This window comes from Chryseobacterium sp. ON_d1 (genome assembly GCF_006829085.1).
GTDB lineage: Bacteria > Bacteroidota > Bacteroidia > Flavobacteriales > Weeksellaceae > Chryseobacterium.
In genome coordinates, this window is record NZ_BJTC01000008.1 from 170,642 (window position 1) to 197,139 (window position 26,498).

At 36.2% G+C, this 26,498-nt stretch carries 25 protein-coding genes and 3 tRNA genes; all 28 read right to left on the minus strand.

Going from position 1 to position 26,498, the window contains the following annotated elements; genetic code table 11:
- Positions 1–3 precede the first annotated feature (3 nt).
- A complete protein-coding gene (locus tag CRS_RS14090; RefSeq protein WP_142724665.1) occupies positions 4–1,086 on the minus strand; it encodes a glycosyltransferase family 4 protein in 1,083 nt (360 codons plus the stop codon).
- Positions 1,087–1,206: 120 nt separating this feature from the next.
- Positions 1,207–2,520 carry a lipopolysaccharide biosynthesis protein gene (locus CRS_RS14095; RefSeq protein WP_142724666.1) on the minus strand — a complete coding sequence of 438 codons (1,314 nt, stop codon included), beginning with the start codon at positions 2,518–2,520 and terminating at the stop codon, positions 1,207–1,209.
- Positions 2,521–3,639 carry a non-hydrolyzing UDP-N-acetylglucosamine 2-epimerase gene (wecB, locus tag CRS_RS14100; RefSeq protein WP_142724667.1) on the minus strand — a complete coding sequence of 373 codons (1,119 nt, stop codon included), beginning with the start codon at positions 3,637–3,639 and terminating at the stop codon, positions 2,521–2,523.
- A 20-nt stretch (positions 3,640–3,659) separates the two neighbouring features.
- Positions 3,660–4,952: a nucleotide sugar dehydrogenase gene (locus CRS_RS14105; protein ID WP_142724668.1), complete on the minus strand. Its 1,293-nt coding sequence runs from the start codon at positions 4,950–4,952 to the stop codon at positions 3,660–3,662.
- Positions 4,953–4,976: 24 nt separating this feature from the next.
- Positions 4,977–5,945, minus strand: a complete 969-nt coding sequence (locus CRS_RS14110) for an SDR family oxidoreductase (RefSeq protein WP_142724669.1) — start codon at positions 5,943–5,945, stop codon at positions 4,977–4,979.
- Positions 5,946–5,947: 2 nt separating this feature from the next.
- Positions 5,948–8,284 carry a polysaccharide biosynthesis tyrosine autokinase gene (locus CRS_RS14115; RefSeq protein WP_142724670.1) on the minus strand — a complete coding sequence of 779 codons (2,337 nt, stop codon included), beginning with the start codon at positions 8,282–8,284 and terminating at the stop codon, positions 5,948–5,950.
- A gap of 3 nt (positions 8,285–8,287) precedes the next feature.
- Positions 8,288–8,998 (minus strand): polysaccharide biosynthesis/export family protein, encoded by a 711-nt coding sequence (locus tag CRS_RS14120; RefSeq protein WP_228451264.1) that lies wholly within the window; start codon positions 8,996–8,998, stop codon positions 8,288–8,290.
- Between the two features lie 1,123 nt (positions 8,999–10,121).
- Positions 10,122–10,195: transfer RNA gene (locus CRS_RS14125), tRNA-Asp, on the minus strand.
- Positions 10,196–10,228: 33 nt separating this feature from the next.
- Positions 10,229–10,302 (minus strand) — tRNA-Asp (locus CRS_RS14130).
- A 32-nt stretch (positions 10,303–10,334) separates the two neighbouring features.
- A tRNA-Asp gene (locus CRS_RS14135) sits at positions 10,335–10,408 on the minus strand.
- 129 nt (positions 10,409–10,537) lie between these two features.
- Complete coding sequence (trxA, locus tag CRS_RS14140; protein ID WP_027374941.1) at positions 10,538–10,855, minus strand: thioredoxin; 318 nt, start codon at positions 10,853–10,855, stop codon at positions 10,538–10,540.
- An 82-nt stretch (positions 10,856–10,937) separates the two neighbouring features.
- The gene (locus tag CRS_RS14145) at positions 10,938–12,113 is read right to left on the minus strand and encodes a cysteine desulfurase family protein (protein WP_142724672.1); all 1,176 of its coding nucleotides are present in this window, start codon (positions 12,111–12,113) and stop codon (positions 10,938–10,940) included.
- Between the two features lie 2 nt (positions 12,114–12,115).
- A complete protein-coding gene (locus CRS_RS14150) occupies positions 12,116–12,586 on the minus strand; it encodes a hypothetical protein (RefSeq protein WP_142724673.1) in 471 nt (156 codons plus the stop codon).
- 24 nt (positions 12,587–12,610) lie between these two features.
- Positions 12,611–13,198 carry an HAD-IB family hydrolase gene (locus tag CRS_RS14155; RefSeq protein ID WP_142724674.1) on the minus strand — a complete coding sequence of 196 codons (588 nt, stop codon included), beginning with the start codon at positions 13,196–13,198 and terminating at the stop codon, positions 12,611–12,613.
- A 4-nt stretch (positions 13,199–13,202) separates the two neighbouring features.
- Positions 13,203–13,928 carry an SDR family NAD(P)-dependent oxidoreductase gene (locus CRS_RS14160; RefSeq protein ID WP_142724675.1) on the minus strand — a complete coding sequence of 242 codons (726 nt, stop codon included), beginning with the start codon at positions 13,926–13,928 and terminating at the stop codon, positions 13,203–13,205.
- Positions 13,928–15,247: an FAD-binding oxidoreductase gene (locus CRS_RS14165; protein ID WP_142724676.1), complete on the minus strand. Its 1,320-nt coding sequence runs from the start codon at positions 15,245–15,247 to the stop codon at positions 13,928–13,930. The genes CRS_RS14160 and CRS_RS14165 overlap by 1 nt, the downstream gene beginning before the upstream one ends.
- A complete protein-coding gene (locus CRS_RS14170) occupies positions 15,244–16,131 on the minus strand; it encodes a decaprenyl-phosphate phosphoribosyltransferase (RefSeq protein WP_142724677.1) in 888 nt (295 codons plus the stop codon). Before CRS_RS14170 ends, CRS_RS14165 begins: the two co-directional genes overlap by 4 nt.
- Positions 16,132–16,238: 107 nt before the next feature.
- Positions 16,239–16,928 (minus strand): OmpA family protein, encoded by a 690-nt coding sequence (locus tag CRS_RS14175; protein WP_142724678.1) that lies wholly within the window; start codon positions 16,926–16,928, stop codon positions 16,239–16,241.
- Between the two features lie 26 nt (positions 16,929–16,954).
- Entirely contained in the window at positions 16,955–17,446 is a 492-nt protein-coding gene (locus tag CRS_RS14180) for a lipocalin family protein (RefSeq protein WP_142724679.1), read from the minus strand.
- Between the two features lie 125 nt (positions 17,447–17,571).
- Positions 17,572–19,254: a S8 family serine peptidase gene (locus CRS_RS14185; protein ID WP_142724680.1), complete on the minus strand. Its 1,683-nt coding sequence runs from the start codon at positions 19,252–19,254 to the stop codon at positions 17,572–17,574.
- Between the two features lie 85 nt (positions 19,255–19,339).
- Positions 19,340–19,963 carry a WbqC family protein gene (locus CRS_RS14190; RefSeq protein ID WP_172617081.1) on the minus strand — a complete coding sequence of 208 codons (624 nt, stop codon included), beginning with the start codon at positions 19,961–19,963 and terminating at the stop codon, positions 19,340–19,342.
- A 60-nt stretch (positions 19,964–20,023) separates the two neighbouring features.
- Positions 20,024–21,670 (minus strand): signal peptidase I, encoded by a 1,647-nt coding sequence (gene lepB / locus CRS_RS14195; protein WP_142724682.1) that lies wholly within the window; start codon positions 21,668–21,670, stop codon positions 20,024–20,026.
- A 135-nt stretch (positions 21,671–21,805) separates the two neighbouring features.
- Complete coding sequence (dapB, locus tag CRS_RS14200) at positions 21,806–22,507, minus strand: 4-hydroxy-tetrahydrodipicolinate reductase (protein WP_142724683.1); 702 nt, start codon at positions 22,505–22,507, stop codon at positions 21,806–21,808.
- Between the two features lie 62 nt (positions 22,508–22,569).
- Positions 22,570–23,208, minus strand: coding sequence for a DUF5683 domain-containing protein (locus CRS_RS14205; RefSeq protein ID WP_142724684.1), 639 nt, complete (start codon positions 23,206–23,208; stop codon positions 22,570–22,572).
- Positions 23,209–24,099: a ParB/RepB/Spo0J family partition protein gene (locus CRS_RS14210; RefSeq protein ID WP_002981266.1), complete on the minus strand. Its 891-nt coding sequence runs from the start codon at positions 24,097–24,099 to the stop codon at positions 23,209–23,211. It abuts the gene before it with no gap.
- Positions 24,100–24,169: 70 nt separating this feature from the next.
- On the minus strand, positions 24,170–24,943 hold the full coding sequence (locus tag CRS_RS14215) for a ParA family protein (RefSeq protein WP_002981269.1): 774 nt from the start codon (positions 24,941–24,943) through the stop codon (positions 24,170–24,172).
- 164 nt (positions 24,944–25,107) lie between these two features.
- Positions 25,108–25,956 carry an energy transducer TonB gene (locus CRS_RS14220; protein WP_142724685.1) on the minus strand — a complete coding sequence of 283 codons (849 nt, stop codon included), beginning with the start codon at positions 25,954–25,956 and terminating at the stop codon, positions 25,108–25,110.
- Positions 25,957–26,196: 240 nt separating this feature from the next.
- A complete protein-coding gene (locus tag CRS_RS14225; RefSeq protein WP_142724686.1) occupies positions 26,197–26,484 on the minus strand; it encodes a hypothetical protein in 288 nt (95 codons plus the stop codon).
- Positions 26,485–26,498: the final 14 nt, after the last annotated feature.

Below are 26,498 nucleotides of genomic sequence, written 5' to 3' on the forward strand. Positions count from 1 at the left end.
TTTCTACAACTTCTGCATGATTTTGTCTAATTCAAGATCATAATTATAACTGGAATAAAATGATTTAGCATTACTGGAATATTCTGTATAGTTTTTCAAAATACTCTGCAGTGTTTCAGATACCTGATCTTCTCTCTGGAAATCAATACACTCTCCCATTCTGTTTGCCACAATTGTATTAATAAGTCCCGGAATATCATTTCCTATCATAGGCATAGCAAAATTAGAAAACTCCCAAAGTTTGTTTGGTGCACAAAATATATTGTTCAAAGATGAATGATCATAGGTTAATATACCAATATCTGCATGGCTGGTTACATGTAAATGATAAGGAGGAGCAACAAACGGAATATGGATAATAGAAGGACAGATGGTCTGTAGCTTTTTCAAATATTCTGTTTCTTTACCCATTATAATCAATGCAAAATCTTCTGATTGATTGATATAACGACAGATTCCTTCTAATTCTCTTTCTGGAAAAATAACTCCCTGGTAAATAATTTTCTTTTTTCCTTTTACAGGTTCCAAAAGGTTAGATAATTCATCCGTCAAAGGAAGATTTCTTTCAGACAGCTCTGAATAAGGTTTATTCAGAATAACCTCCGGTGTCTTGTTTAGCTTCCACCAAACCCGAAGTATATTGGCTCTGTCCAAATTTGAACAGATGACCAGCTTCGCATTTTTCGCAAATTTTTCAAGGCCTTTTATATACCTTGGTGCATAATCGAAAAGCTCATATAAATTAAGCACATAATTCAGTGACAATAGTTTTTTTCCTAAAGCCAGTGTGGTATCTGCTGCCGGTATCCAGATCAGTTTATCCTGATATTGATTTTTATATATAATTTTCCAAAAGGTGTTTCTGATCTTAAACCAGTATAAAATCTTATTGGATGAAGGTTTTATTCCGGTTAAATGAACTTTATAACAAAGACGGTTCAGCTCATCTATTAAGTTTCCTTTCTCAAAACCTAAAACAAGATGTATTCTATAACCATTTTTATTCAGATATTTTATAAAAGCCAGCAAAGGAGGGTAATCTGAAACGCAGGTTTTATGAACAATTACAATTTCTTTATTCTCCATTAAATGTACTGTTATATTTTTTCATAAATTGATACAACATTTCATCAGCTTTCGATCTTAAATCAAATTCGATCATTAGTAAGTTAAAGTTACTATTATCATATTCTCTTATCAGTATATTCATGAAATATAATATTTTATAAAGTGATTTACTATAATAATAATAACCATTATAGCTGTAATGAAAAATAACTTTTTGATTCTGGCTTGTCTTTTTTCAGACTTCGAAATATCCCAGAATCTCATTATAAACATAGAATAAAATCCAAGTAAAAATGAAATAGAAATACCTTGTAATCCTAACCTCTGTATAAGAATCACACTAAAAGCTATTGAAATAATTGCTCCTATTAAAGAAGTAATGGTAATTTTTAATGTCTTTTTCTCTCTTTGATATTTTAATCCCAAGAAACCGGCAATTGCATTGAAACCTACCCCCAAATACAAATAAGGCATATACTCCCATGCCTCAAAATATTCTTTTGAAACCAATATTTTTGTCATGATAGGAGAAGCTACACCCAGAATAAATGCTAAAGTTATTTCAAAAAGAATAAACTTATCAAACAGCCTGTTAAAAGTAGCATCATCTTTTTCTCTTAAAATCCTATCCTGTAATGGCAGCAGTAAAACAGAATTGATCACTAACAATAACGTTGGAAAACGGCTTGCTACAGCATATAATCCATTTCCTTCAGGCCCCATATAATGCAGTATGATAAATTTACTGGCAAAAGATATAGCCCACCAACTTATCAAATTAGGAATCAAAAGCAAGGAATAGGACAACATCGATTTTATAAGCTTAAGATCATAATATCTAAAGCTGAAATATTTAGTTATTTTTATCTTATATAAAATCGTGATACACGCAATCGTATATGCTACAATATTGGCAATGAAAATACCTTCAACATTTAATTTTAACAAGTAAATGAAAACGAAATTAAAGACCACGATTAAAAAAGTAGTTAAAATACCGTTGACGGCAAACGCCTTTGTATTTCCCTGCCCTCTTAAAATACTCTGTAATAAAGGAAGAAAGCTATTAAGAAAGATCAGAATTATAAAATATCCCTGATAATTAAAGCTGCTAAAAAGAACATAAATAGAAAAGCAAACACAGAAAATAATATAACCTATACATAACACTATGATAGAATTGGTTATAATTTTTGCTTTTTCAGTTTCTCTTATATATTCTTTATCAATTAACCATCTGTATGTTGCTTCAGAAATTTGCAATGATACTAAGGGCGCTACAAGACCTATTGACGCAAGCAATAAGTCATATTCTCCTAATTCTTTTTTAGTAAGAAAATAAGTATAAAAAGGAACTAATAAAAATAAAAGAATCTTTGACCCAAAACTTCCTATGGAGTACGTTAAAGTTTCTTTAAACATCTTCGTTTTAACCAGAGAAGATATATTCATTTATTTACTTTTTATAAAATTTACAATGCGCTCACATGCAGTTCCGTCTCCATAGGGATTATGCAACTCTCTCATGGATTGATAACGTATCGGATCACTTAATAAACTCTGCGCTTCCGAAACAATTTTATTTTTATCTGTACCTACCAGGATTACCGTCCCGGCATTCACTGCTTCAGGCCTTTCTGTGGTATCACGCATTACCAGAACAGGCTTTCCAAGACTTGGAGCTTCCTCCTGTATACCTCCGGAGTCCGTAATAATCATATAAGATTGATTCATGAGCCATACAAAAGCTGGGTATGCAAGAGGTTCTATCAGCATTACATTTCTAACATCAGATAAAATTTCGTATACTGGTCCTTTTACATTAGGATTCAGATGTACAGGATAGATAATCTGAATTTCAGGGTTTGTAACAGCTATTTCTTTTAAAGCTTCACAAATATTAATAAATCCCTGTCCATGATTTTCTCTTCTGTGTCCTGTTACCAGAACTATTTTTTTAGATATATCAATTTTAGCCTTAAGAGCATCTATTTCTGTATTATCTATATGCTCCACTTTTGCAGAACTAAAGAATAATGCATCTATCACGGTATTTCCTGTAATCAATATATCTTCTTCCCTGGTATTCTCAGCCAATAAATTCTGTTTTGACTGTTCTGTGGGAGCAAAATGATAATCCGCAATGCGTCCCGCCACCTGTCTGTTAATTTCTTCTGGAAATGGAGATCTTTTGTCATGGGTTCTCAATCCTGCTTCTACATGACATACTTTGGCACCGGAATAAAAACTTGCAATACTGGTTGCCATTGTAGTAGTGGTATCCCCATGCACATACACATAATCCGGATTAAAATCTTCCAACACAGATTTCATTCCGGTAATAATATCAGCGGTCAGATTATATAAATTCTGACCGGGCTTCATTAAATTTAAATCGTAATCCGGCTTGATATCAAAAAAACTTAAAACCTGATCCAACATCTCTCTATGCTGAGCTGTAACACAAACTTTAGTCTCAAATGATTCTTCTTTTTGAAATTCCTTTACCAGAGGAGCCATTTTTATAGCTTCAGGTCTCGTTCCAAAAACAATCAGATGTTTTTTCTTCATAATTTTAAGTAAATAAATAGTTACAGTCTGGAATCACATTCTTCCAGCACTCCCTTTACATCATAAATAATTCCCCCTTCCTTCAGATAATTATTCAGGTTGATTCCCATAAATTCTTTGTGGGCAACTGTAAGAATAATTGCATCAAATTTTTCATCCGGAATTTCATTGACCACAGAAAGATCGTACTCATGCTTTACTTCTTCAGGTTTAGCCCAAGGATCAAAGGTAGTCACATGTAAAGAATAATCTTCAAGCGCCTGAATAACATCTACTGCTTTGGTATTTCGTACATCCGGACAATTCTCTTTGAACGTTATTCCCAGATTCAATATTTTGGCACCATTAATTGAAATCTTCTTCTTAATCATCGTTTTTACTAGCTGAGAGGCCACATACTGCCCCATGGAATCATTAAGGCGACGTCCAGCCAGGATGATTTCAGGATGATAACCATTTTCCTGGGCTTTCTGAGCCAGATAATATGGATCTACTCCAATACAGTGTCCGCCAACCAAGCCTGGTTTGAATGGTAAAAAATTCCATTTAGTCCCTGCTGCTTCCAATACAGCATGCGTATCAATTTCTAAAAGGTTGAAAATTTTTGCCAGCTCATTGACAAAAGCAATATTGATATCTCTCTGTGAGTTTTCAATGACTTTAGCCGCTTCTGCAATTTTGATCGTTGGAGCCAGATGCGTTCCGGCTACAATTACAGATTTATATAAAGTATCTACCACTTTCCCTATTTCCGGTGTAGAACCTGACGTAACTTTCAGAATTTTCTCTACTGTGTGCTCCTTATCACCTGGATTGATTCTTTCCGGTGAGTATCCCGCATAGAAATCCCGATTGAATTTGAGTCCTGAAACTTTTTCCAGAACAGGAATACATTCTTCTTCTGTAGCTCCCGGATATACCGTAGATTCATAGATGACAATATCCCCTTCCGATAATACTTTACCTACAGTTTCTGAAGATTTATATAATGGAGTCAGATCGGGACGGTTATGCTTGTCAACAGGAGTGGGAACTGTCACGATATAGATGTTTGCCTCCTTGATATCATTCATGTCTGCTGAGCAGTACAATCCATTTTCAGCAGGCTGATTAAAAGGACTCTGGTGTTTTAAGACTGCTTTTAGCACATCGTTTTCCACTTCCAGGGTACTATCAGTCCCCGTATTTAATTCTTCAATCCTTTTCTGATTGATATCGAAACCTACAACCGGATATTGAGTTGCAAATAATCGTGCTAAAGGCAGACCCACATAGCCTAATCCTATTACAGCAATTTTATATTGTTTTTCCACAAGAATCGATTTAAACTTGTTTTTTTATTTTAAATTTTCCCAATACCAGCTGATAGCTTCTTTTAATCCTTTTTCTATCGTATGGCTTGGCTGGTAACCTAATAATTTTTTTGCTTTTTCAACGGAGGCCAATGAATGAGGAATATCTCCTACACGGTTCGGACCATATATAATATCCACATCAGCAATTCTTTCATCGAATTCACTTAAATACTTTTTAAGATATCCTACCAGATCATTCAGCGTTGTACGGTCTCCTACTGCTGTATTATAAACGGTATTCACTGCTTCAGGAGTTTCAGTAAGCATAGCCAGCTCATTCATCTGGATAACATTGTCGATGTATGTAAAATCACGTGAATAATCTCCCGTTCCGTTTATTGTAGGAGATTCGTGATTGATTAACTGCTTTACAAACAAAGGAATTACTGCGGCATAAGCTCCGTTCGGATCCTGTCTGCGCCCAAATACATTGAAGTATCTCAGGCCGATACATTTCATTCCATAAGTTTTCCCAAACACATCAGCATATAATTCATTTACATATTTGGTAATGGCATAAGGTGATAATGGTTTTCCGATCACCTCCTCTACTTTAGGTAATGACTCAGAGTCTCCGTAAGTAGAAGATGAAGCAGCATATACAAAACGTTTTACGTTAGCATCACGGGCTGCAACCAGCATATTCAGAAATCCTGATACATTCACATCGTTACTTGTAATAGGATCCTTAATAGATCTTGGTACAGATCCGAGTGCAGCCTGATGTAGAATATAATCTACATTCTCTACTGCCTTCTGACAAACTTCCAAATCACGGATATCTCCTTCAATGAGCTTATAGTTTGGATTTTCAAGGAAAGGTTCGATATTATGTCGGTGCCCGGTTGCAAAATTGTCCAAGCATACTACATAATAGCCTTTATTTAAAAAATACTCTGTTAAGTTAGAGCCGATAAAACCTGCTCCACCTGTAATTAAAATTTTATTCATTATTATGATTTGAAAATTTTACTCCACCAACTTTTCTTTGCTTTAGTCTGGCTGTAACCATACCCATAGCTATAGTTGTATCCATATCCACCTGCGCGTCTTGAAACATCATTTATCACAAAGGATACGTTGGAAAGTTTTGAATCTTTCACCAGATCGTTGGCGAAATCTAGCAGTATATTTTTTGATACTCCAGACCTTACCACATATAATGTTGCATCTGCTGTATCTGCAATGCTTAATGTATCGGAAACCAGCATCAATGGCGCAGAATCAATGATAATATAGGCATATCTGGAAGACATCTGTTCAATAAGCTTTTGATAACGCCCATTAGAAAGCAGCTCCTGAGGATTGGGAGGGATTGCTCCCGCATAGATAACATCACATGAAGGATTAGTGGTTGACGTATGAACAAGCTCATCCACATTCACTGACTCGTCATATAAAAACTCTGTAAGACCTTTTCTTTTCACAGGCTCACTGTCATATCTCTGAATCTGTGGATTACGGATATCAGACCCTATCAGAAGCGCTCTTGCATTTTTATTGGCAATGGTAAGAGCTAGATTCACTGATACCATTGTTTTTCCTTCTCCTTTTACCGAAGATGTAACCAAGATAACTTTAGCCGAATCTTTTACTGGTAATACAAATTTTAAATTGGAAACAAGAACTCTAAAGGCTTCCGCCAACTCAGAAAAGTCATTTTTCTGTACCAAATGGTTTTCAGTATCTGTAAGTGAAGGAATATCCACCAGTACACCAAGGCCGGAACGTTCTTTAATATCCTCTCTGCTGTAAATTTTATCATCCAAAAGGAATAGGAGATAAAAAATGGCAAAAGGAATTAATACCCCCAGCAATAAAGCACCAGGAAGAATAATCTCTTTTTTAGGTGATACTGGTGTATCTTCTGTAAACGCCGGGTTTACAATTTTTGCTTTTGGAACATCTACTGAAAGATTGATCGCATTTTCCTCTCTTTTTTGAAGAAGGAATAAAAATAACTGTTCTTTAAGATTTTGCTGACGTTCAATTCCTCTATATACTTTAGACTGTCCGGGAACCTTTTCAATCGCATCATTGCTGGTTTTAATCTGGTTCTGCAGTTGAGAAATACCTGTCTGTACCGTTTGTTTCTGCTCACGGATATTATCACGGATAACTTCCTTTAAAGAGGCAATTTCCTTATTCATTTCTATGATAGCAGGGTTTTCGTTGGTCGCCTGTTTAAGGGTTTTATTCCTGCTGATTATCAAAGAATTATATTGAGATATCGTTTGTTCCAGGGAAGGATTCAGTCCAAGATTGGATGGCATTAGCTGATTATTGCCCTTAGAAGCCTCTGTAGAAAGAGAGTTCAGAAGGTCCAGCTGAGCCTGCTGCTGAAGGAGAGCTTTTGTATTGTCGCTTGTATTCTGTAGTGCCAATTCCGCCTGTGCTTGTATATCAACAATACGATTACGGTTTTGAAAATCTTCTTTTTGGTTCTCTACTCCTGAAAGATCTTTGGTAATAACTTCCAATCTTTTATCAATGAACTCCTGCGTATTCTGAGCCTGTAAGTTCTTATCTCTTTGCCCATCCAGATTATATTGCTTAGTAATCTCATTAAGAATAGCTTCAGATTTTTCAGGAACAGATCCTGTCATACTGATCTCCATCAGCATTGCTTTTTCGTCTGGAATATTAATCTGAACTATTTTTTCCAGTTTTTTTACTCTCTCAATGGGACTCCAAAAAATAATTTTGTACTTTGGTCCTAGAGCCAATGCAAAATCTCTCTGTAATATGACAGTACCAAATTCCAGCTTTAATGGAACATTAAATTTTCCTGAAATTTCCTTTTTATTTAGACTTTGAAGTATAAACTGATCTCCCTTTACATCCTTTAAAGTATACTCAACTTTTATAAATTTTTCTTTAGTATAATCCAATACTTTTGCCGCAATAGGAGTTTTTCCAAATAGCTGCGAATCTTTAATATCTCCTGCGGTGAAATATTCCACATTGAGGTTAAGATTTTTTACCACTTGCATCAGCAACGGTCGTGAATTAACAATTGCTGCTTCCCCTTTCAGTTCATCAGAATTTCCCAAACCTATTCCTAGATTATCAAGGTCGGCAAGAGCAGAAGTAAGATCGTTTTGTTTTTTATCAAATTTAAGGGTAGTTTTTGACTGATATTTAGGAATACTATATCTTAGATAAATAAAGGCAACTGCTACACAGATTATAATGGAGGCTACGAACCATGGCCATTTGTACAGGTATTTGGAAATGGCTTTCTTTAAATTTAACTTTTCCTCTTTTGGTTGAAGTTCTATCTGCTGCATATTTTATCGTCGTGTTAAAGCAATAATAAGGGTACCGGCTGTCAGTAATGCACCAATAATCTGGAATGTAAGGGCTCTGTTCGGATTCGAGTTGGCCTGGACCTGTTTGTTTTTATCAGGCTGTACATATAATATGTCATTCTGTTTCATATAATAGTATGGCGAACTTACAATATCAGATCTGGTAAGGTCGACATTAACAATCTGATCAGTCCCATCATCTCCTGTACGGATAAGTTTCACATTGGTACGGTCTCCGAAATCCGTCATATCACCAGCAAGTCCAAGAGCCTGAAAAATATTAATTTTCTGTGAAACGCTTTCTTTTTGCCCTGGTTCCTTCACTTCTCCTAAGATACTCACATTGAAATTTTTCAGAGTAATGGTTACTAACGGATCTGTAAGATACCTCTTAAGACGGGATTCAAGCTCCTGTTTTAGCTGTACCTGAGTCATCCCTTTCGTATACACATTTCCTAAAACCGGAAAAGAGATATATCCTTCTTCATTCACCAGATATTCACTTGGCTGAGAATATTGATTAGTCCCTGTATTTGATACACTCCCTACTTTATTTACAGTATTAAGGTTGAAAGGTTTTACAGCAATTTCATCAAGGGCAGATACAAGAATCAGAAGAACATCTCCTTCCTGAATATGTAAACCCTGAAACTTTGCCTTTGCAACCTCCTCTTCCATATTATGTTTTGACATATATACCATATTCTGCTTCGGTCTGCACGATAATAGGGTAACCGATAACAGTACTATATATGCAATAATAGTTTTATTCATATGTATTATTCTTATCTACTTGTGATGTGTTATTTGTCTTAAATTCTTTATGTGGCTCCAATATTATATTATAAGGAAATTTAATTAACCCTATTTTTCCATATCTATCAGAAAATTTATTTATGTGAAGCGTATTTTAATTCCCCATGTTAAGATCAATTCTTTCTCTAGCAATTTTCATTCCGTTTAAAAACAAAACGGCAAAATTATTATTTTAATATTATATTTTTTTATTTATTTCATTCTTTAATTTTAATTATATACTTCATTTTCAGATATTCTATAATTGCTTATAAATTTAATACTATAATTAAATATTTTTTACAATTTGAAAACTTCAACTCCATCAATCAATCCATAATCTTGTCATTTCCTCATGATGGATTATTCTCTCGGATTTCTTCTTAAAAAAAATTGTCTGGTTGCCATTCTGAAAGGAACATCAGAAAAACAAAGAAAAGAACAAGGTGTAAATAAACAGCATCCAATGCAAACCCTTATAAAATCTAATGCCATAAAAGCAATACCTGAAAAATATCTGATTTAAAAAATCAAAACAAGCAAAGTATTTTATAGTTTCTATTTCTGTTTTGAACCGGAATATAAACATAGCAGGAACAACTATCCCCGAAAATATTTTTCCATTTTGATTCCCAATACAATTAAATTCACACTATTCAGGAAAAAGCATAAAATTAAAACAGAAAAAAACAACTGAAATATCAACAAGAAGCCCCCACCAGCTGAACATATTTCTCAACTTCTTGATTTTACAATTTTCCCTATATACAACAATCTTAAAAATATCATTTTCATTAATTCAATAATTGGTGGTTTTATTAAACTAAGGTAGTAATTATTATTAATATTTTTAATACGACCTATTAATTTTCATTCAAAATACCAAGTTCCAATGTCAGGTTATTTTGAAAACAAAATTTGAAAAGCAAAATATCGAGCTACCTCAGGAAATACTTTTCATCCACCTTCTCTTCAGCCATATAAAACAAAAAAAAATCTTCTATTTCTAGAAGACTTTTTGCGATCCGGACGGGACTCGAACCCGCGACCTCCGCCGTGACAGGGCGGCATTCTAACCAGCTGAACTACCGGATCAATTTTTTAAAAAGAAATTGAGAAGACTTTTTGCGATCCGGACGGGACTCGAACCCGCGACCTCCGCCGTGACAGGGCGGCATTCTAACCAGCTGAACTACCGGATCAATTTTTTAAAAAGAAATTGAGAAAACTTCTGCGATCCGGACGGGACTCGAACCCGCGACCTCCGCCGTGACAGGGCGGCATTCTAACCAACTGAACTACCGGATCAAATTTTGTTAAAGAACTTCGTTTCTTTTTCGTGGTTGCAAAATTACATCTTTTTTCATTCCCTGCAAATTATTTTCAAAAAAAATGTCTCCCAATCATGGAAGACATTCATTATCAAACTTATTTTTTTTATAAGTGTGCGCTTAATTTCTCAGCGATTACCTCTTTTGGGGCCACACCTACTAATTTGTCTACTACCTCTCCATTCTTAAAGATAAGAACTGTAGGAATATTTCTGATACCATACTGCATAGAGATTTCCTGGTTGTTGTCTACATCCACTTTTCCAACTACTGCTTTTCCTTCAAAATCTGATGCTACTTCTTCGATGATCGGACCTAAAGTTCTACAAGGTCCACACCATACTGCCCAGAAGTCTACTAATACCGGTTTGTCTGATTTTAAAACCGTATCCTGAAATGAGCTGTCTGTAATTTCTAAAGCCATTTTTGTTTCTTTTATTTTAATTAATATTATTTTCTTTTTAATCCTTTTGGATATTCAAAATTACGATTTTTAAAGCACAAGCCTATCTATGCTCAACATTAGTTTTTTCTATAGTATAATCGCTTGAAATTTCTTTCAGGGCATTTACCAATGCATCGATCTCTGATTTGGTCGTCATATGACTGAAAGAAATACGTAATGGCGTACAGTGATCCATTTCGTCTTCAGAAAGCACCATCATCATTACCATTGAAGGTTTTGAAGCTCCAGATGAGCATGCACTTCCCTGGGAAATTGCAATCCCTTTCATATCCAGCTGAAGTCCTATTAATGGATTTTTATAAGGTAATAATGCACTTAATACCGTATAAAGACTATTTTCCTTTTCAGCACTTCTTCCGTTAAATTTAATCCCTTCTATTTCTGCAGAAAGTCTTTCAATTGCATAATCTTTGATATCCTGCATATGGTTGGTATACTCCTCCATATGATTGAGAGAAAGCTCTAATGCTTTGCCAAGCCCTACAATACCGCAAACATTTTCTGTACCGGCTCTGAGACTTCTCTCCTGAGGTCCTCCGGTGATAATTCCTTTAAGACCTGTTGCTTTTCTGATAAACGCAAACCCTGCCCCTTTCGGTCCGTGAAACTTATGGGCACTACAGGATGCAAAATCCACTGGAATATCAGAGAAATCAAGATTCATATGAGCCATTGTCTGCACGGTATCCGAATGGAAAAGAACCTGATACTCTTTGCACAGCAGGGCAACTTTCTTAAGGTTAAGAATGTTTCCTATTTCATTATTGGCGTGCATTAAGCTTACCAGTGTTTTTTTATCTGAAGCTTTTAAAAGCTCTTCTAATTTATTCAGATCGATATCTCCTTTTTCGTTCGGGCGGATATAGTTTACTTCCACTCCTTTTCTGTTTTTCATATCCAGAATACTTTCAGAAACACACTTATGTTCCAGAGGAGAGCTAATGATCCTTTCTACTCCAAGATGTTCTACCGAAGACTTGATGATCATATTGTTAGATTCGGTTCCACAGGAAGTGAAAATGATTTCAGCTGGAGTTACATGAAGATAGTCTGCAACCTGTCTTCTTACATTTTCAATAAGGATTTTTGCTTCCTGTCCAAAGCTGTGCGTTGAAGACGGATTTCCGAAATTCATCTTCATAGTACCAACCATTGCATCTATAACTTCTTCTGCAAGCGGAGTGGTTGCGGCATTATCTAAATATACTTTATTCATTATTATTTTGAATATTTTAATTCTACGGAGGTAAACTGGTAATCTGCGGGAACAGTAAAAATAAACCATGGATTGGAGATCACCTGAATTTCCATTCCACCGGAAGGTTCTCCAGCTGGAACTTCTACATATAAAATCTTATTTTTCAATGATATGCTTTTGATCTCTTCAATTTGATGGCTTCCTGATCTGAAGGTTCCCAGGTTGTACAAAACGACTTTTTTATTTTTAGGAAATTGTGGGTATTTGATATAAGACTCATCACCTCCCGGACCTATAATGCCAAAGCTGCCTTTAATTGTATTGCGAAAATCTGTTTCTTCTTTAATAATCCTAAAACCAGCCTGTTCTGTACCTCCCTGTGACTGGGAAACAATAAGTTCTGCACCCTGCTGGCTGTCAGCAGTCTTCTGAGGCAATGTGCTTGCACAGCTCATAAAGGTTAGTGCAGATACAATTAACAAGCTTTTCATTTTCTACAATTTTATCTCCCAAAATTAATGAAAAAATTGGTAATGTCCCTCATTTGCCCATTTCAACATTGGCCGATCTCCGGAAGTATCTCCAAATGCAATAATTTTATCGTACTTAGAATCATTGATTTCTTCTTTTATTCTTATCAGTTTTTCTTTTCCATTACAGTTTTTGCCTACAAAATTTCCTGTGAAAATCCCGTTCTTAAACTCTGCCCGTGTAGAAACAAGCTCCATTTTCAGTTCTTCGGCAAAAGGTTTCACCCAGATATCCAATGAAGCGGTGACCAATAAACTCTGTGTATTATTCCTATCGATATTTTTTATAAAGTCTAATGCATTTTCCCTCACAATTTTAGGATAATGTAATTCAAAGAACTGCCTGGACTTCAGTTCGATCTTCTCCTGTGTCTGTCCTTTCAAAATAGAACCGATAAAACTTTTTTTCACCTTTTCAGTTTCAGCAAGTTTCAGCTTCAATAAAATAAACAGAGGTACATGTTTTAAAAATTGTATACGGTATTTTGTAGAATCGTAAAATTTGAGATACATAAACATCGTATCTTTATAGGTAAGGGTCCCATCAAAATCAAAACAATACAATTTTTTCATTTTCTTAAAGCTTTAATTTTTTGAATATAAACTCAGGCACATTTCTGATAATCAACATAATAAAACTCCAAACCGGCAAAACATATGCCACATTACGCTCTTTTTTGAAAGCTTTATAAATACAGGCTGCTGCCTGTTTGGGGGTTGCAGTCAGCTTGGGGTTCAGAGGCAGGCCTTCAGTCATTTTGGTTGCCATAAATCCCGGCTTTATAGTCAGGACATGCACTTTTTTATCAAAAAGATAGTTTCTAAGACCACTCAGATAAGCTGTAAAAGCAGCCTTCGCGCTTCCATAGATAAAATTACTCTGTCTTCCTCTGTCTCCTGCTACGGAGGAAAGACCGATGATTATTCCTGACCTCCTGTTTTCAAACTTATGGGCAAAATAATTCATTACAGGAACCAGTTTTGAATAATTAATATCGATGATACGCTCTGTATTCCTGTTATCATACAATCCCTCTTCTGTTCCTTCTCCTAAATATCCAACGGCACAAAATAATACATTTGAATTGATATTATCAAATCTATTATAATCTATTTCTTTCGTCAGGTCCAGCTCAATTACTTCTGCCTGCTGCAGAAACTTTACATCAATGTGCCTTGCAAAACGCTCCGTAGTTTCTTTATTTGAGGTAAAAAGATAGATTTTTTCAAACTTTTCTCCTTCCTGAAGTGCTTTTTCCACAAAAGCCTGTGCCACTTCAGATGTGCTTCCCAGGACTATCATTATGAGTTATTGTTTATAATTCTTTTGTGCTGTAAAGACACAAATTTAGGGTTTTGAATATTTTTCAGGTAATTGGTAAGCGATGACCTGCTCATGCTGTCTTTGGTAAGGTAAATTCTTCCTCCGAATTCCTGAACAATGGCATCAAGCTGATCTACCAGTTTTTTAAGCTTTGAATTCACTTTAAAATCCAGAGCCAGCGTGTATCCTTCCATCGGGAATGAGTTATAGGCCTGAGGATTGTTTTTTCCAAAAAGTTTTAAAACTGCTAAAAATGACCCGTTTCCACTTTTGGATATTGCCTCGAGTATTCTTTTCATTCCTTCTTTTCCTTCTTCTTTAGGAATCACCATCTGATACTGTACAAAGCCGGATTTACCATAGATCTTATTCCAATCATTAATCGCATCCAAAGGATAGAAAAATGTCTCATAATCGATAAAATTTTTCACCTCCTTTTTAGATTGCTTTTTATAGTACAACCAGTTGAATATTTTTACCGTAAGGGCGTTCAGCACGAATCCCGGAAAATAAAAAGGAACACCGGGACGCAGTTTTTTCTTCAACCTTAAAGGTGTTTTCGAAAAGCTTTGGGGAAGTTCATGGTGGAAAGCATGTTCTCCCCTCATGAGAATACTTCTTCCTATATTTTTCCCTTTCTGAAGACAGTCGATCCAGGCAACAGTATAAGTCCAGTTTTCACTTTCATCAAAAAGTTTAAATATTTCGTCAAGATTTTCAGCTTTAATACTTTCCTGGCGGATGTATGCAGATTCTATATTCTTAAGCTTGAATCTGGCCGTCAGAATAATTCCTGTAAGCCCCATTCCTCCAATCGTAGCCCAAAACTTCTCCTCATTTTCCTCTCGGGAACAGGTGATAATTTCTCCATTCTCAGTCATCAGCTTAAACTCAATCACATATTCTGAAAAGCATCCTTCTGTATGATGATTTTTTCCATGAACATCAGAAGCTATAGCACCTCCTACTGACACAAATTTTGTCCCGGGAGTAACATAAAGAAAGTACCCCTGTGGTACAGCTATTTCCAGAACATCTGAAAGCAGCACACCGGATTCACATTCTATGATTCCGTTTAAACGGTCAAAACTGATGAATTTATTTAATTTTTTTGTTGAAAAAATAGACTCTCCCAAGGAAGCATCTCCATAGCAGCGTCCATTTCCTCTGGCAATAACTTCGTTGTGACTGAGTACAAATTCCTTTATCTTTTTGAAACTGTCCTCAGATCTCATTTCTTTTTCCACTACCGGGAAATTTCCCCAGTTGGTAACTTTCTGTGTGAAATTCGGCTTCATTTCTTAAAATAAATTTGAATTAAAAATGCAGCAACCCAAAGCAGTAATGTAACCTGTATATAACGGTCTCTGTAAACAATTTTTGTAGGGGATTCTGTTCTGTTGTAGACCAGTGTCTGCTGAAGATATCTCAACAAAGCAAATACTACAAAAATAACCGTATAGAAAACCCGTTCATGGAATCTTTCCTGGACTTCGGGAGATAGTGTAAACATCAGATAGCATACAATTGCCAGCGTAATAGAAATGGATAATGCGATATCAGCAAACTGAACATTATATCCGTCCAGCGCCCTTCTTGTCTTTCCTGAAACCTGTGCATTGATAAGCTCTCCCCTTCTTTTCCCGATCGCAAGTACCAGGGCCAGCACAAATGTTAACAGAATAGCCCATTGTGAAATACTGATCCCGGTAATATAACCACCAGCCAGCACCCGCAATACAAATCCTATGGCAATAATGAAAATATCAATAATAGGCACATGCTTGAGCCTGAATGTATAGGCTAAATTCATTATTACGTAAAAACCTATAATAGTTGCAAACTTCCAGAGCGGTTCATGAAAATAAATTTGTGTAAAAAAGACAAGACTGATATCAGTAATGGCAAGACCAATAAGAATGCCTATAGCTTTTGATTTTGAAATAGCTCCGCTGGCCAGCGGTCTTCTTCTTTTTTCGGGGTGCTTTCTGTCTGCTTCAATATCATTATAATCATTCAGGATATACACAACACTTGCCGCAAGGGAAAATATCAAAAATGCGAAAATGCTCTTAACAAGCAGATCTACGTTGGTAATATTACCTGAAAAAAACAGAGGGACAAATACAAAAAGGTTTTTCACCCATTGCTCCACACGGAGCAGCTTTAAATATTTCTTCATTTATGTTATTTCAAATACAAAAATAATAAATTCAAAATTGCTAGCATAAAAATACAAAAAAAACCGCCGGAGCGGTCTTTTACGAAAATATTTATATATTAAATTAACTATTGCCCCTGTTTGGCATCATTAATCATTTTTTCATTGGCAGTAATAGCAAACTCTACTCTTCTGTTTTTAGCTCTTCCTTCATCTGTATCATTGCTTGCAACCGGCATATTTTTACCTTCTCCTTTAGTAAACATTCTGTTACCAGCAATCCCACTTTTCACTAAATAGGCTTTCACGGCATCAGCTCTTCTTTGAGAAAGGGCCAAGTTATAAGCATCTTTACCTACGCTATCTGTATACCCATAGATATTGATATTTGTATCCGGATTATCACTTAATACTTTAGCTAATTTATCAAGGTTCCCCTGTGCCACAGAAGTAAGGTTTGAGGAGTCAAACGCAAAGTTAACAATGCTTTCATTCATGGTTACTTTAATACCATCTCCTACTCTTTCTACCTGAGCACCTGGCAAAGTTTCTTTAATATCTCTTGCCTGTTTATCCATTTTGTTCCCGATAACGTTACCTGCAACACCACCGATAATACCGCCTAATACAGCTCCGATAGCACCGTTTCCACCTTTACCTACATTATTACCAAGGATACCACCAAGCACTGCTCCTGAAGCTACACCTACTGCTGTACCTCTCTGCTGATGGTTTGAATTCTGAACGGCTTCACAGCTTGTCAATAATAATGCTGATGACAAGAAAAGAGCTCCTACGTATGTTTTTGTAAATTTCATTTTTTTTGATCTTTTATGTTGATAAATTATTTCATTCCTGCTCTCTGGAAGTTGTAAACTACTTTTACATTACCCCCTTCAAACGGAACATCCTGCTCAAGCGAAAACTGATCTGTTGTCTGATTGATCAGGGTAAGGCTGTACCCTACTGTATTTTGTTTTGCTTTTGTACCTTCAGCAATTTTTTTAAACATAAACGTATTACCGTCTTTTACTTCAAATTTGATAGGTTGTGTAATTGCCGGGCAATTTCCACCTCCATTTAAAGTATACGCTCCTGTCCAGTTATTAGGAATCAGTCTCCAGTGACTTCCTACGAAGCACTGTGCATCTGCACCTTCATCAAAAGGCTTAATTTTATAACCTTTATCATAATCTATGCTTACAATCTGCCAGTCTCCTTTCATTTTCAGGAAATCTGCTCTTTGATTTTGAGATGTAGCTGCCTTATTAACAGAGGAACACGAAACTGCAAAAAGTGATGTTCCCAACATCCCTGCAAGTAGTAACTTTTTCATTTTGTTGTTTATTATTTTGTTACTATAAAGTTACAAAAAACCGTGCCAAAATTTAAAATAAAAAATAAAAAGTCCGAAAAAAATTCGGACTTTTTATGGTTTCTTCTTAAACAGAGGAAGATAAATTATTTTTTAACAGCCTTTTTTATGGATTTCGAAGGCTTTACTGTACCTACCGGCTTACCTTTATAGAAATTGTTATAGGCATATTCTGCAGCTTTTTTCAGGTCGATAACTCCTCCAGCCTGTGATTGATCTGCAAATCCGTTGGCAGTACTTGGATTGCTGCTTTTCACGAGAGCCTCAATGATCTGGTAAGGCTTCAGTTCCGGCATATAAGCCAATAGAACGGCTGCTGCTCCAGCGACCACCGGAGAGGCCATGGAAGTCCCCTGAAGGTATTTGTATTCATTTTTAGGAACAGTAGAATAAATTTCTTCTCCCGGAGCGAAAACATTCACCATCTTTTTATTATAGTTGGAGAAATCTGCTCTCAAAGCACTGTTTTTATTGGTGCTTGCCCCTACCACAAGAACATTACTTACAAATGGTTTTTCGTCAGTAACATTTTTGAAGTTGGTAGGATATGCAAGGTGTTCTGCCACATCTTCATTTTCGTTACCTGCGGCTTTTACCAGAAGAACGCCTTTATCTTCGGCATATTTAAAAGCATCCCACACCACATTCTTGCCTGGTGAAACAGGTTTACCGAAGCTCATATTCAGTACTTTTGCTCCGTTATCAACAGCATACCTGATGGCATTGGCAACATCTTTATCTCTTTCATCTCCATTCGGAACTGTTCGTACGGACATGATCTTGGCTACTCTGGAAGCCACTCCATACTGAACTTCTTTTCCTTGCGGAAGACCTGCTATGATTCCTGCTACATGGGTTCCGTGCTCTGCATCCGGTCCTTCATAATGATTATTACCATAAATCCTTTCAGAATAGTCGTCATAGTTGTCTCCTACTATTTCTTTTCTTGGATCATAGGATAGATCGTACTGTTTTGCTGCGGGAGCAAAATGATCAATTGCTTCTTTCATTTCCTCCTTCATCTTTTTTTCAAATTCAGCGGCTGATTTTCCCTTGAATTCAGGACTTTGTGAAATCTGACCTAAGAAATCCAATGCTATGGCATCTCTCTGATCAGTCGGCGCTTTAATAGCTGCAATCGTTTCAGCAGTTACCGGCTTACCTCCCAACAATTTTACCATATTAGGAATCAGCTCATTAAGCATAGAATAGGTTCTGAAGTTCTGTTGAGCCTCAATACTTTTTTTATTGAACATATCCTTAGCCTTCATGTACATGTCAAACTCATCCTTCATTTTGGCCTGATTGGCTTTATTCTTTGTGGAATCATCTCCTTCAAAAATGGGTTTGTATTTGGCCACAACTCTTGTCACCTCCATATTATCGATATCAATATCACCATTTTTACCTCCTATGAAGTTCCAACCATGTACATCATCGATATATCCGTTTCCATCATCATCTTTGCCATTTCCAGGAATTTCATTGGGGTTAGACCACAGGTTTTTTACCAACCCGGGGTGATCTACCTGTACACCACTGTCTAACACTCCCACTACTACAGTTTTAGGCTTCAATCCTTTGGATTCTAAATATTTATAAGCGTTTGCCGTATTTATTCCATATACTTTTGAAGTTGCAAAATCTTTATGATACCAGGTCATCAGATCTTTGTCTTCATTTGGATCAATGCTTTTCGATTTAGATTCCTGTGCAAAAGAGAAACTAAAACCTGCTAAAAAAACTGCAGCTAATAATACCTTTTTCATATGTTGATATTTAATTTTTAAGATATACGCCAACCGCCGCCTTCATCTGTGCTATACTGAAAATGTCATCAACAGCGATTGTATGCTAATATTGTTGTTTTATATTTTTTATATATACCAGCGATTCCGGGCCTTTATTACAAATAAGGTCAAGAACCGACAGGTCTTTCAAAAATCCGAATTTATCCGAAAAGGTCTGATAATATTCTTCCATTTCAAATTCTGAGGGAAGCTTTGCCGAGAACTTTTCCCTAAAGTTGATATTTTCAGGATTTTTGATATATTCTTCATTCAAAGAGTGTGCCTTTTCCGTTTTCAGTATCTGTTGGATCACTTCTATCCCTTTAAGGTTAAAATCGAGAAGAAATTTTTCTTTAAGATCAAATATTTTCCTGAACTTATCCTCATAATATTCAAAATAAGGAGAACTCTGGTAAGCCGTTTTTATTGATTTCCAGTGAAGGGTTCTCCAGTCTTCACGGTAAGAAATTTCAATATCTTTAAATTCTCTTTTTCCGTTATGATGGATAGGAATTATTAATGACAATTTTCCGTTGGCACCATAGATATTGGCTCTGTTTCTGTAAGTCTGCTTCGGGAAATTTTCAAACTGTTCAAATACAATTTCATTCTCAGGGTTTAAAAACACTGAGAACCATGAGATTGGGGGCATATAAAATGCCGGCAATAATACATTCGTCATATTCATAATGCAAAAATGAAGTATTTTTTCAAATACTTCATTCTATTTTAAGTTTAATTTTTTCTATTAGTCGTCTTCAGTTTTTTTCTTTCTGAATAATTTCACAAAATACTCCCATCCGAAGAACAGGATCAGAATCATTGCTGCAATCCACCAGTATGAAGTTTTATTGGCTTCTCCTGTATTGGTTGCTTTGAACATTCTTTCCCAACGGATTTTGAATGGTGCCTGATAGGTAGAACTGTTGTCTGCAAATGCTCCCTGTAAGCTCATCCATGTAAACATGGGTTTTCCAACAATATTTTCTTCAGGAACGAAACCAAAGAATCTGGCATCTAACGAAGCATCCCTGTTATCCCCGATCATCATATAATAATCCTGTTGAATCGTATATTGATTCGCTTCTTTGCCGTTGATGAAGATTTTTCCGTTCTTTTTCTCCAGACTGTTGTGCTCATATTCAGAGATAATCCACTGGTACATTGGAAGGGTTTCCTGGTTAATAGCTACAACATCTCCCTTTTTAGGAATTCTAACCGGACCATACCAATCCTGATTCCAAGGTTTGTTGATCGGGAAGATAGACTGGGTTGTATCAATTTTAGTTTTAGCCTCATCTCTGTAATATACTGCTGCTTCTCCTTTAGGCGAAATTTCCTCCTTCATATCAATAACATGAGGAAGTTCTTTGATTTCTTTAGCCGTTTTATCCGTTAAGCCCTGAAACCCATAAAGGTAACCTCCGCTGTTCTGCTGTACTTCCTGAACCGGCAAAAATCCATAGGCTTTATATAAGGTAGGGATATCTAATTGCGCATCTGTAGTTACGATATATCTGTGCTGTACTTCCTGGTCACCCAAAACCGTTTCAGGCTTTCCGTTAACGAAAAGTCTTCCGGCTCTCATTTCGAAAGTGTCTCCTGCAGTAGCCACACATCTTTTTACGTATGGATCTTTTCTGTCAATGGCAGTATGTACAGAATCCTGAGGATAATTGAAAACCACCACATCATTTTTCTGCGGTTTATTGAATTGTAAAATTCTTGTATAAGGAAGCTTTACAGCATCTACATAAGATTTCGGATCATCTTTCGGATTCCCTTTCTGTCCTGTATCCATAATGGTTCCCTGCAGGAAAGGAATTGCTACCGGGCGCATTGGAAGTCTGTATCCGTAGCTCCATTTATTAACAAAAAGGAAGTCCCCCACCAATAATGTTCTCTCCATAGACCCTGTAGGAATACCGAATGGCTGGGTTACAAAAACGTGAATGATCGTTGCAAAAACTACTGCAAAGGTAATTGAACCGACGAATGTATCTTTCTTTTTGTCATTTTTTTCCTCATCAGTAAGGAAAAGATTATCTACATTTTCATCTTCTAACTCTATATCTTTAGAATAGTTGATCACTGCCATATAAATAAACGGCAGGATCACCGTAAGAATCTGGTCCTTGAAAAGTGTCTTCCCAAATTTTTTCACCAAGTAAAGGTGAAAAACAGACATCATGATGGGTCCTACAATCGGAAGATATGATAGAATTGCCCACCATTTCGGATGCTTTGTTTCCTTCAGAATAATGAAATAATTGTAGAAAGGGATAAAAGCGAATAAAGGGCTATACCCCATTTTCTTGAACAGCTTCCAAGATGAAATCCCCATCAATACGGATAGTATGAGGACATATACTGTATAAGTTAAAAAATAATTCATAAATTTTTGTGCCTATTCTTATGATATAAATGATAAAATGATGAGTAATAAATGATAAAAGCAGGACGCTGTTTACAATTCACTATTCATCATTTTCTGTATTATTGGTCTGCAATTTACAGAATTTGTTACAAATTAAAGCCCCAAAACATCTTTCATTCCGAAGTTTCCTTTTTTATCTTTAATCCACTCAGCAGCCACTACAGCTCCCAGTGCAAAACCGTTCCTGTTAAAAGCAGTATGTTTGATCTCAATTTCATCGACTTCGCTTCTGTAATACACACTGTGGGTTCCCGGAACCTCATCTTCACGTACTGCAAAAATTCCAAGCTGTTTACCTTCTGTTTCTTCTAGTTTCCAGGCGTCGAATTTCGGATTGTTCTGGATAATTCCTTCTGCGATGGAGATTGCTGTTCCACTTGGTGCATCTTTTTTATGGATGTGGTGAATTTCTTCCAGCTGGCAGGAGTATTCATCTACGTTTTTCATCAGATCCGCAAGCTTTTCGTTCAGAGCAAAAAATAAATTCACTCCTAAACTGAAGTTGGAGCCATATAAAAATGCCGTATCATTTTCGACAGCCAGTTTTTCTATTTCAGCTTTTTTCTCAAGCCAACCCGTCGTTCCGCAGATCACAGGAATTTTGTTTTCAAGACAAGCTTTGATATTTTCAAACGCCACTTCCGGCAATGAGAACTCAATCACGACATCCGGATTATTAAGATTTTCAGCAGTTGGAGTTTCCTTCAGACGGGCTACTACTTCATGACCTCTCTTCTGTGCGATCTCATCAATGATCTTACCCATTTTACCGTAACCAACTAATGCTATTTTCATATAATCTTTTTAATTTTTAATCCTGCATTCAAAATATGATTTTCCTGCAGATATATTGTATTTTAAAATCTATAACTTAAACTGAATCCTGTTTTCGGAGCACTATAACCATACTGATCCTGAATAACCGATGGCTTAAAAACCAAATCCGGATCATGGCGGCTTTCGTAAAGGTGTGCATCTACTACAGCGTCTACAATATTCAGAATATAGATCAATCCTGTAATGGCGATAGCATAATCCCTTTGTCTTTTGGCTCTGTCCTGTGCATTTCCCAAAGCTCTTTTGTCTAACCACGGATGGCTGTCTACAAATTCATTGGGAGTACCGTTCAGTTTAGCCACATAATATTCACGGTATTTTTTGTACTGATTATCATTCCATACGGCAATACCTACTCCTGCTCCTACAGCTCCCCAAACAATAGGAATTTTCCAGTATTTTTTATTATAAAACTGTCCCAATCCAGGTAAAACAGCAGAATACAATCCTGCTCTGGTAGGATTCAGCTTTATGGTTTTTGCGGTAGGTCCATTAGCTTTTTCAAGATCTTCAATGATTTTTGCTTCTGTTTTGCCTGGCTTTACCACACGTGGCTCCTCTTTCGGAGGAGTCTGCATCCGAACCGTATCGATAGGTTTTACTTGTGAATAAGCCAGTGCAGCGATACACAAGAAAAATGTGAAAAATATTTTCTTCATTTATTTAATATGGGATAAAATATATTCCAGCTCTTCTTCATTTTTGAAGTCCAGAACAATTTTACCTTTTTTACCATTTCCAGAAGCTTTGATCTCTACTTTTACATCTAAGATATCAGCAATGGTCTTCTGGGCTTTTTTATAATTATTGGAAAGCTCCACTTTTGCTTTTTTAGCAGCAGGAGACTTCGGGTTCTTCAATGCAGCAGCTGCCTGCTCTGCCTGACGAACATTTAATTTTTCTTTGATAATAAGATCAAACAGAACCTGCTGATCTTCTTCACTTTCAAGACTGATAATAGCTCTTCCGTGTCCTGCAGAAATTTCACCGCTTCTGATCGCATTCTGGATATCCGGATTCAGTCTTAATAATCTGATAGAGTTGGTAATGGTACTTCTATCCTTTCCTACTCTCTGGCTCAGCGTTTCCTGAGTAAGACCGATCTCTTCAAGAAGCCTGTGATAAGTCAGGGCGATTTCGATAGCATCCAGGTCTTCTCTCTGGATGTTTTCAACAAGAGCCATCTCAAGAAGTTCCTGATCGTTGACTAAACGGATATAGGCAGGAATAGTCGTTAACCCGGCAATTTTAGTTGCTCTGTAACGTCTTTCCCCGGAAATGATTTCAAACTTTTCACCGTCTTTTCTCAGGGTAATCGGCTGGATCACTCCTAAATTTTTAATAGACTGTGCAAGTTCGTTTAATGCTTTTTCATCAAAATAAGTTCTCGGCTGCGTCGGGTTCGGATAGATATCTTCAAGCGCAACTTCTACAATATTTCCCACAAACTTATCTGCTCCTTCATCAGTAGCTGAATTGATCGTTGCTTTGGATTCTGCACTTAAAATGGCACCCAGGCCGCGTCCCATAGCTCTTTTTTTGTCCTTCATAGATATAATTGATAAATGATGTTTGAGAAGTGAATGACCGGCATTCACTTATTGCCCATTTATTATTAATTTAATTCTTTATTAAGTTTTCATTCTTTAAAAGAACCTCTTCAGCTAACTGAATATACTGAACAGCTCCCTTACTTTCTGCATCATAATTCAGGATACTTTCCCCGAAACTTGGTGCTTCACTCAATCTTACATTTCTGCTGATAATGGTTTCAAAAACCATCTCCGGGAAGTGTAAATTTACTTCTTCCACTACCTGATTGGATAATCTAAGACGGCTGTCATACATGGTAAGAAGAAGACCTTCTATTCCAAGATCTTTATTATGGATCTTCTGAACGTTTTTAACGGTATTCAAAAGCTTTCCAAGCCCCTCTAATGCAAAGTATTCGCATTGGATCGGAATAATTACAGAATCTGCCGCAGTAAGGGCGTTTACTGTAATAAGACCTAAACTCGGTGCACAGTCGATAATGATATAGTCATAATCATCTCTCACACTGGCCAATGCTTTTTTCAGCATATACTCACGGTCTTCCTTGTCTACCAATTCGATTTCTGCAGCTACCAGGTCGATGTGTGACGGAATAATATCCAGATTCGGAGTCGCTGTCCTTTTGATACAAACCCTCGTATCCGCACTGTGCTCCAGTAGATTATATGTAGAATACTGAACATCTTCAACACCCAGACCGGATGTTGCATTCGCCTGAGGGTCAGCATCAATGATTAATATTCTTTTTTCCAATACTCCTAATGCTGCTGCCAAATTTACAGCGGTGGTAGTTTTACCAACACCTCCTTTTTGATTAGCAATACCTATGATTTTTGCCATTATTAGAACTTTAAGATTCAAAAATACACTTTTTTCTTTGCTCTCGGTGAGTGGAGAAAATCAAAATTGAGTTAAAATATTGTTAATAAGCAATTTAACGATAAAAAAAATTATCCACAAAAAAAAATCTTTGTGGATAACTATTTGAAATTTACTTTTCCGTATTAATTATCAAATTTCATTGAGATTGGAAATTTGAAATAACTTCTTACGTATTCTCCTTTTTTGTTTTTGGCGGGAATCCATTTTCCTTTACTGGAAATTGTTTTAATAGTTCTCATTGCCTCATTGTTAAAATCGGCGTTGGTTCCGTTAGCTTTTACCCCTGAGATGGTTCCGTCCATTTCTACAATAAAGGTAACTGTCGTTTTTACCACATCTTCTGATTCAAATCCTGAACCGTCGAAGCTGTTCATTACTTTATTTCTGAAGGAGTCTATTCCTCCCGGATAACTGGCTTCTACGCCAAGTTCTCCTGCTTCAGCAATTTTTGTTTTATCCACCGGATCAGCAATCACAGGTGGAGGTGTCGTGATTACAGGCCCTGTTCCTACTGTTACTGTTGGAACATTAGGTGTATTAGGCACCACAGGTTCTCCTTTAAAATTGTCTTTAAAACCTGCTACCGCATCATCAGGAATCGGATCATTTTTCACATTATCCTGAGCTGTACTTGATGGCGTAGGCACCGTACTGTCAAACGTCTTTGTATTGGGAGCTGTTTCAGGCTTTACCGGAGTAATTTTTACCGGAGGAGCAACCGGATCGTCAGGAATTAATACTGGCGGAGGAAGTACATATCCTTCACCTGTTGTAGTTTCTACAGGCTTCAATGCAGAAATTACAAACGGCGTAATAGATACAGCCGCCATTAAACTTGCTCCTATAAAAAGTGCTTTGGTTAATATTCTATCTGATTCGTTTCTTAATACATAAGCACCATAGTCTTTATTGCGGTGCTCGAACAGGACTTCGTTAAACCGAAATTCCTGGTTTTGGTTATGTTGTTTCATCACTACTACTATTTAAACTGTTAAAAATTTTGATTATTAGTTTTATTATTCTTATCGATAAGTACTGTTTCAATATCAAAACATCTGCCAAAATTTTATCAAAACAACATAATATTAGAAAATTTTATGATAAAGTTTAAATTTTAACATTTATAAATAGAAAGTTTATCAAGAAAAGCACTACCATTTTTCATACAAATAAAGAAACACAAATAACAGAGTACAAGCTTAGTAAAGAAATTATAAAAGCAGTAGAATAAGAGTAAGCGGTACTAATAATCCCAGCGCATTAATAACAATGAGAATAACTGAACTGATCTTTGTTTTCAAAAAGCTTTTTGCAGCAAAATAGATTCCGCCCGTACTAAAAAGCAAACTGCAGACAATAAAAAGGATCAGTAAAAAATTTGAACTTAGACGGAATGGTAGCCCTAAATATACCATAAATAAAACAGCATAAGCAATGGTAAGATACAAACTGATCACAATATTATCCAGAAAACGCTGGGGTATTTTATTCTCTTCCATAATTTCTCTTTTGT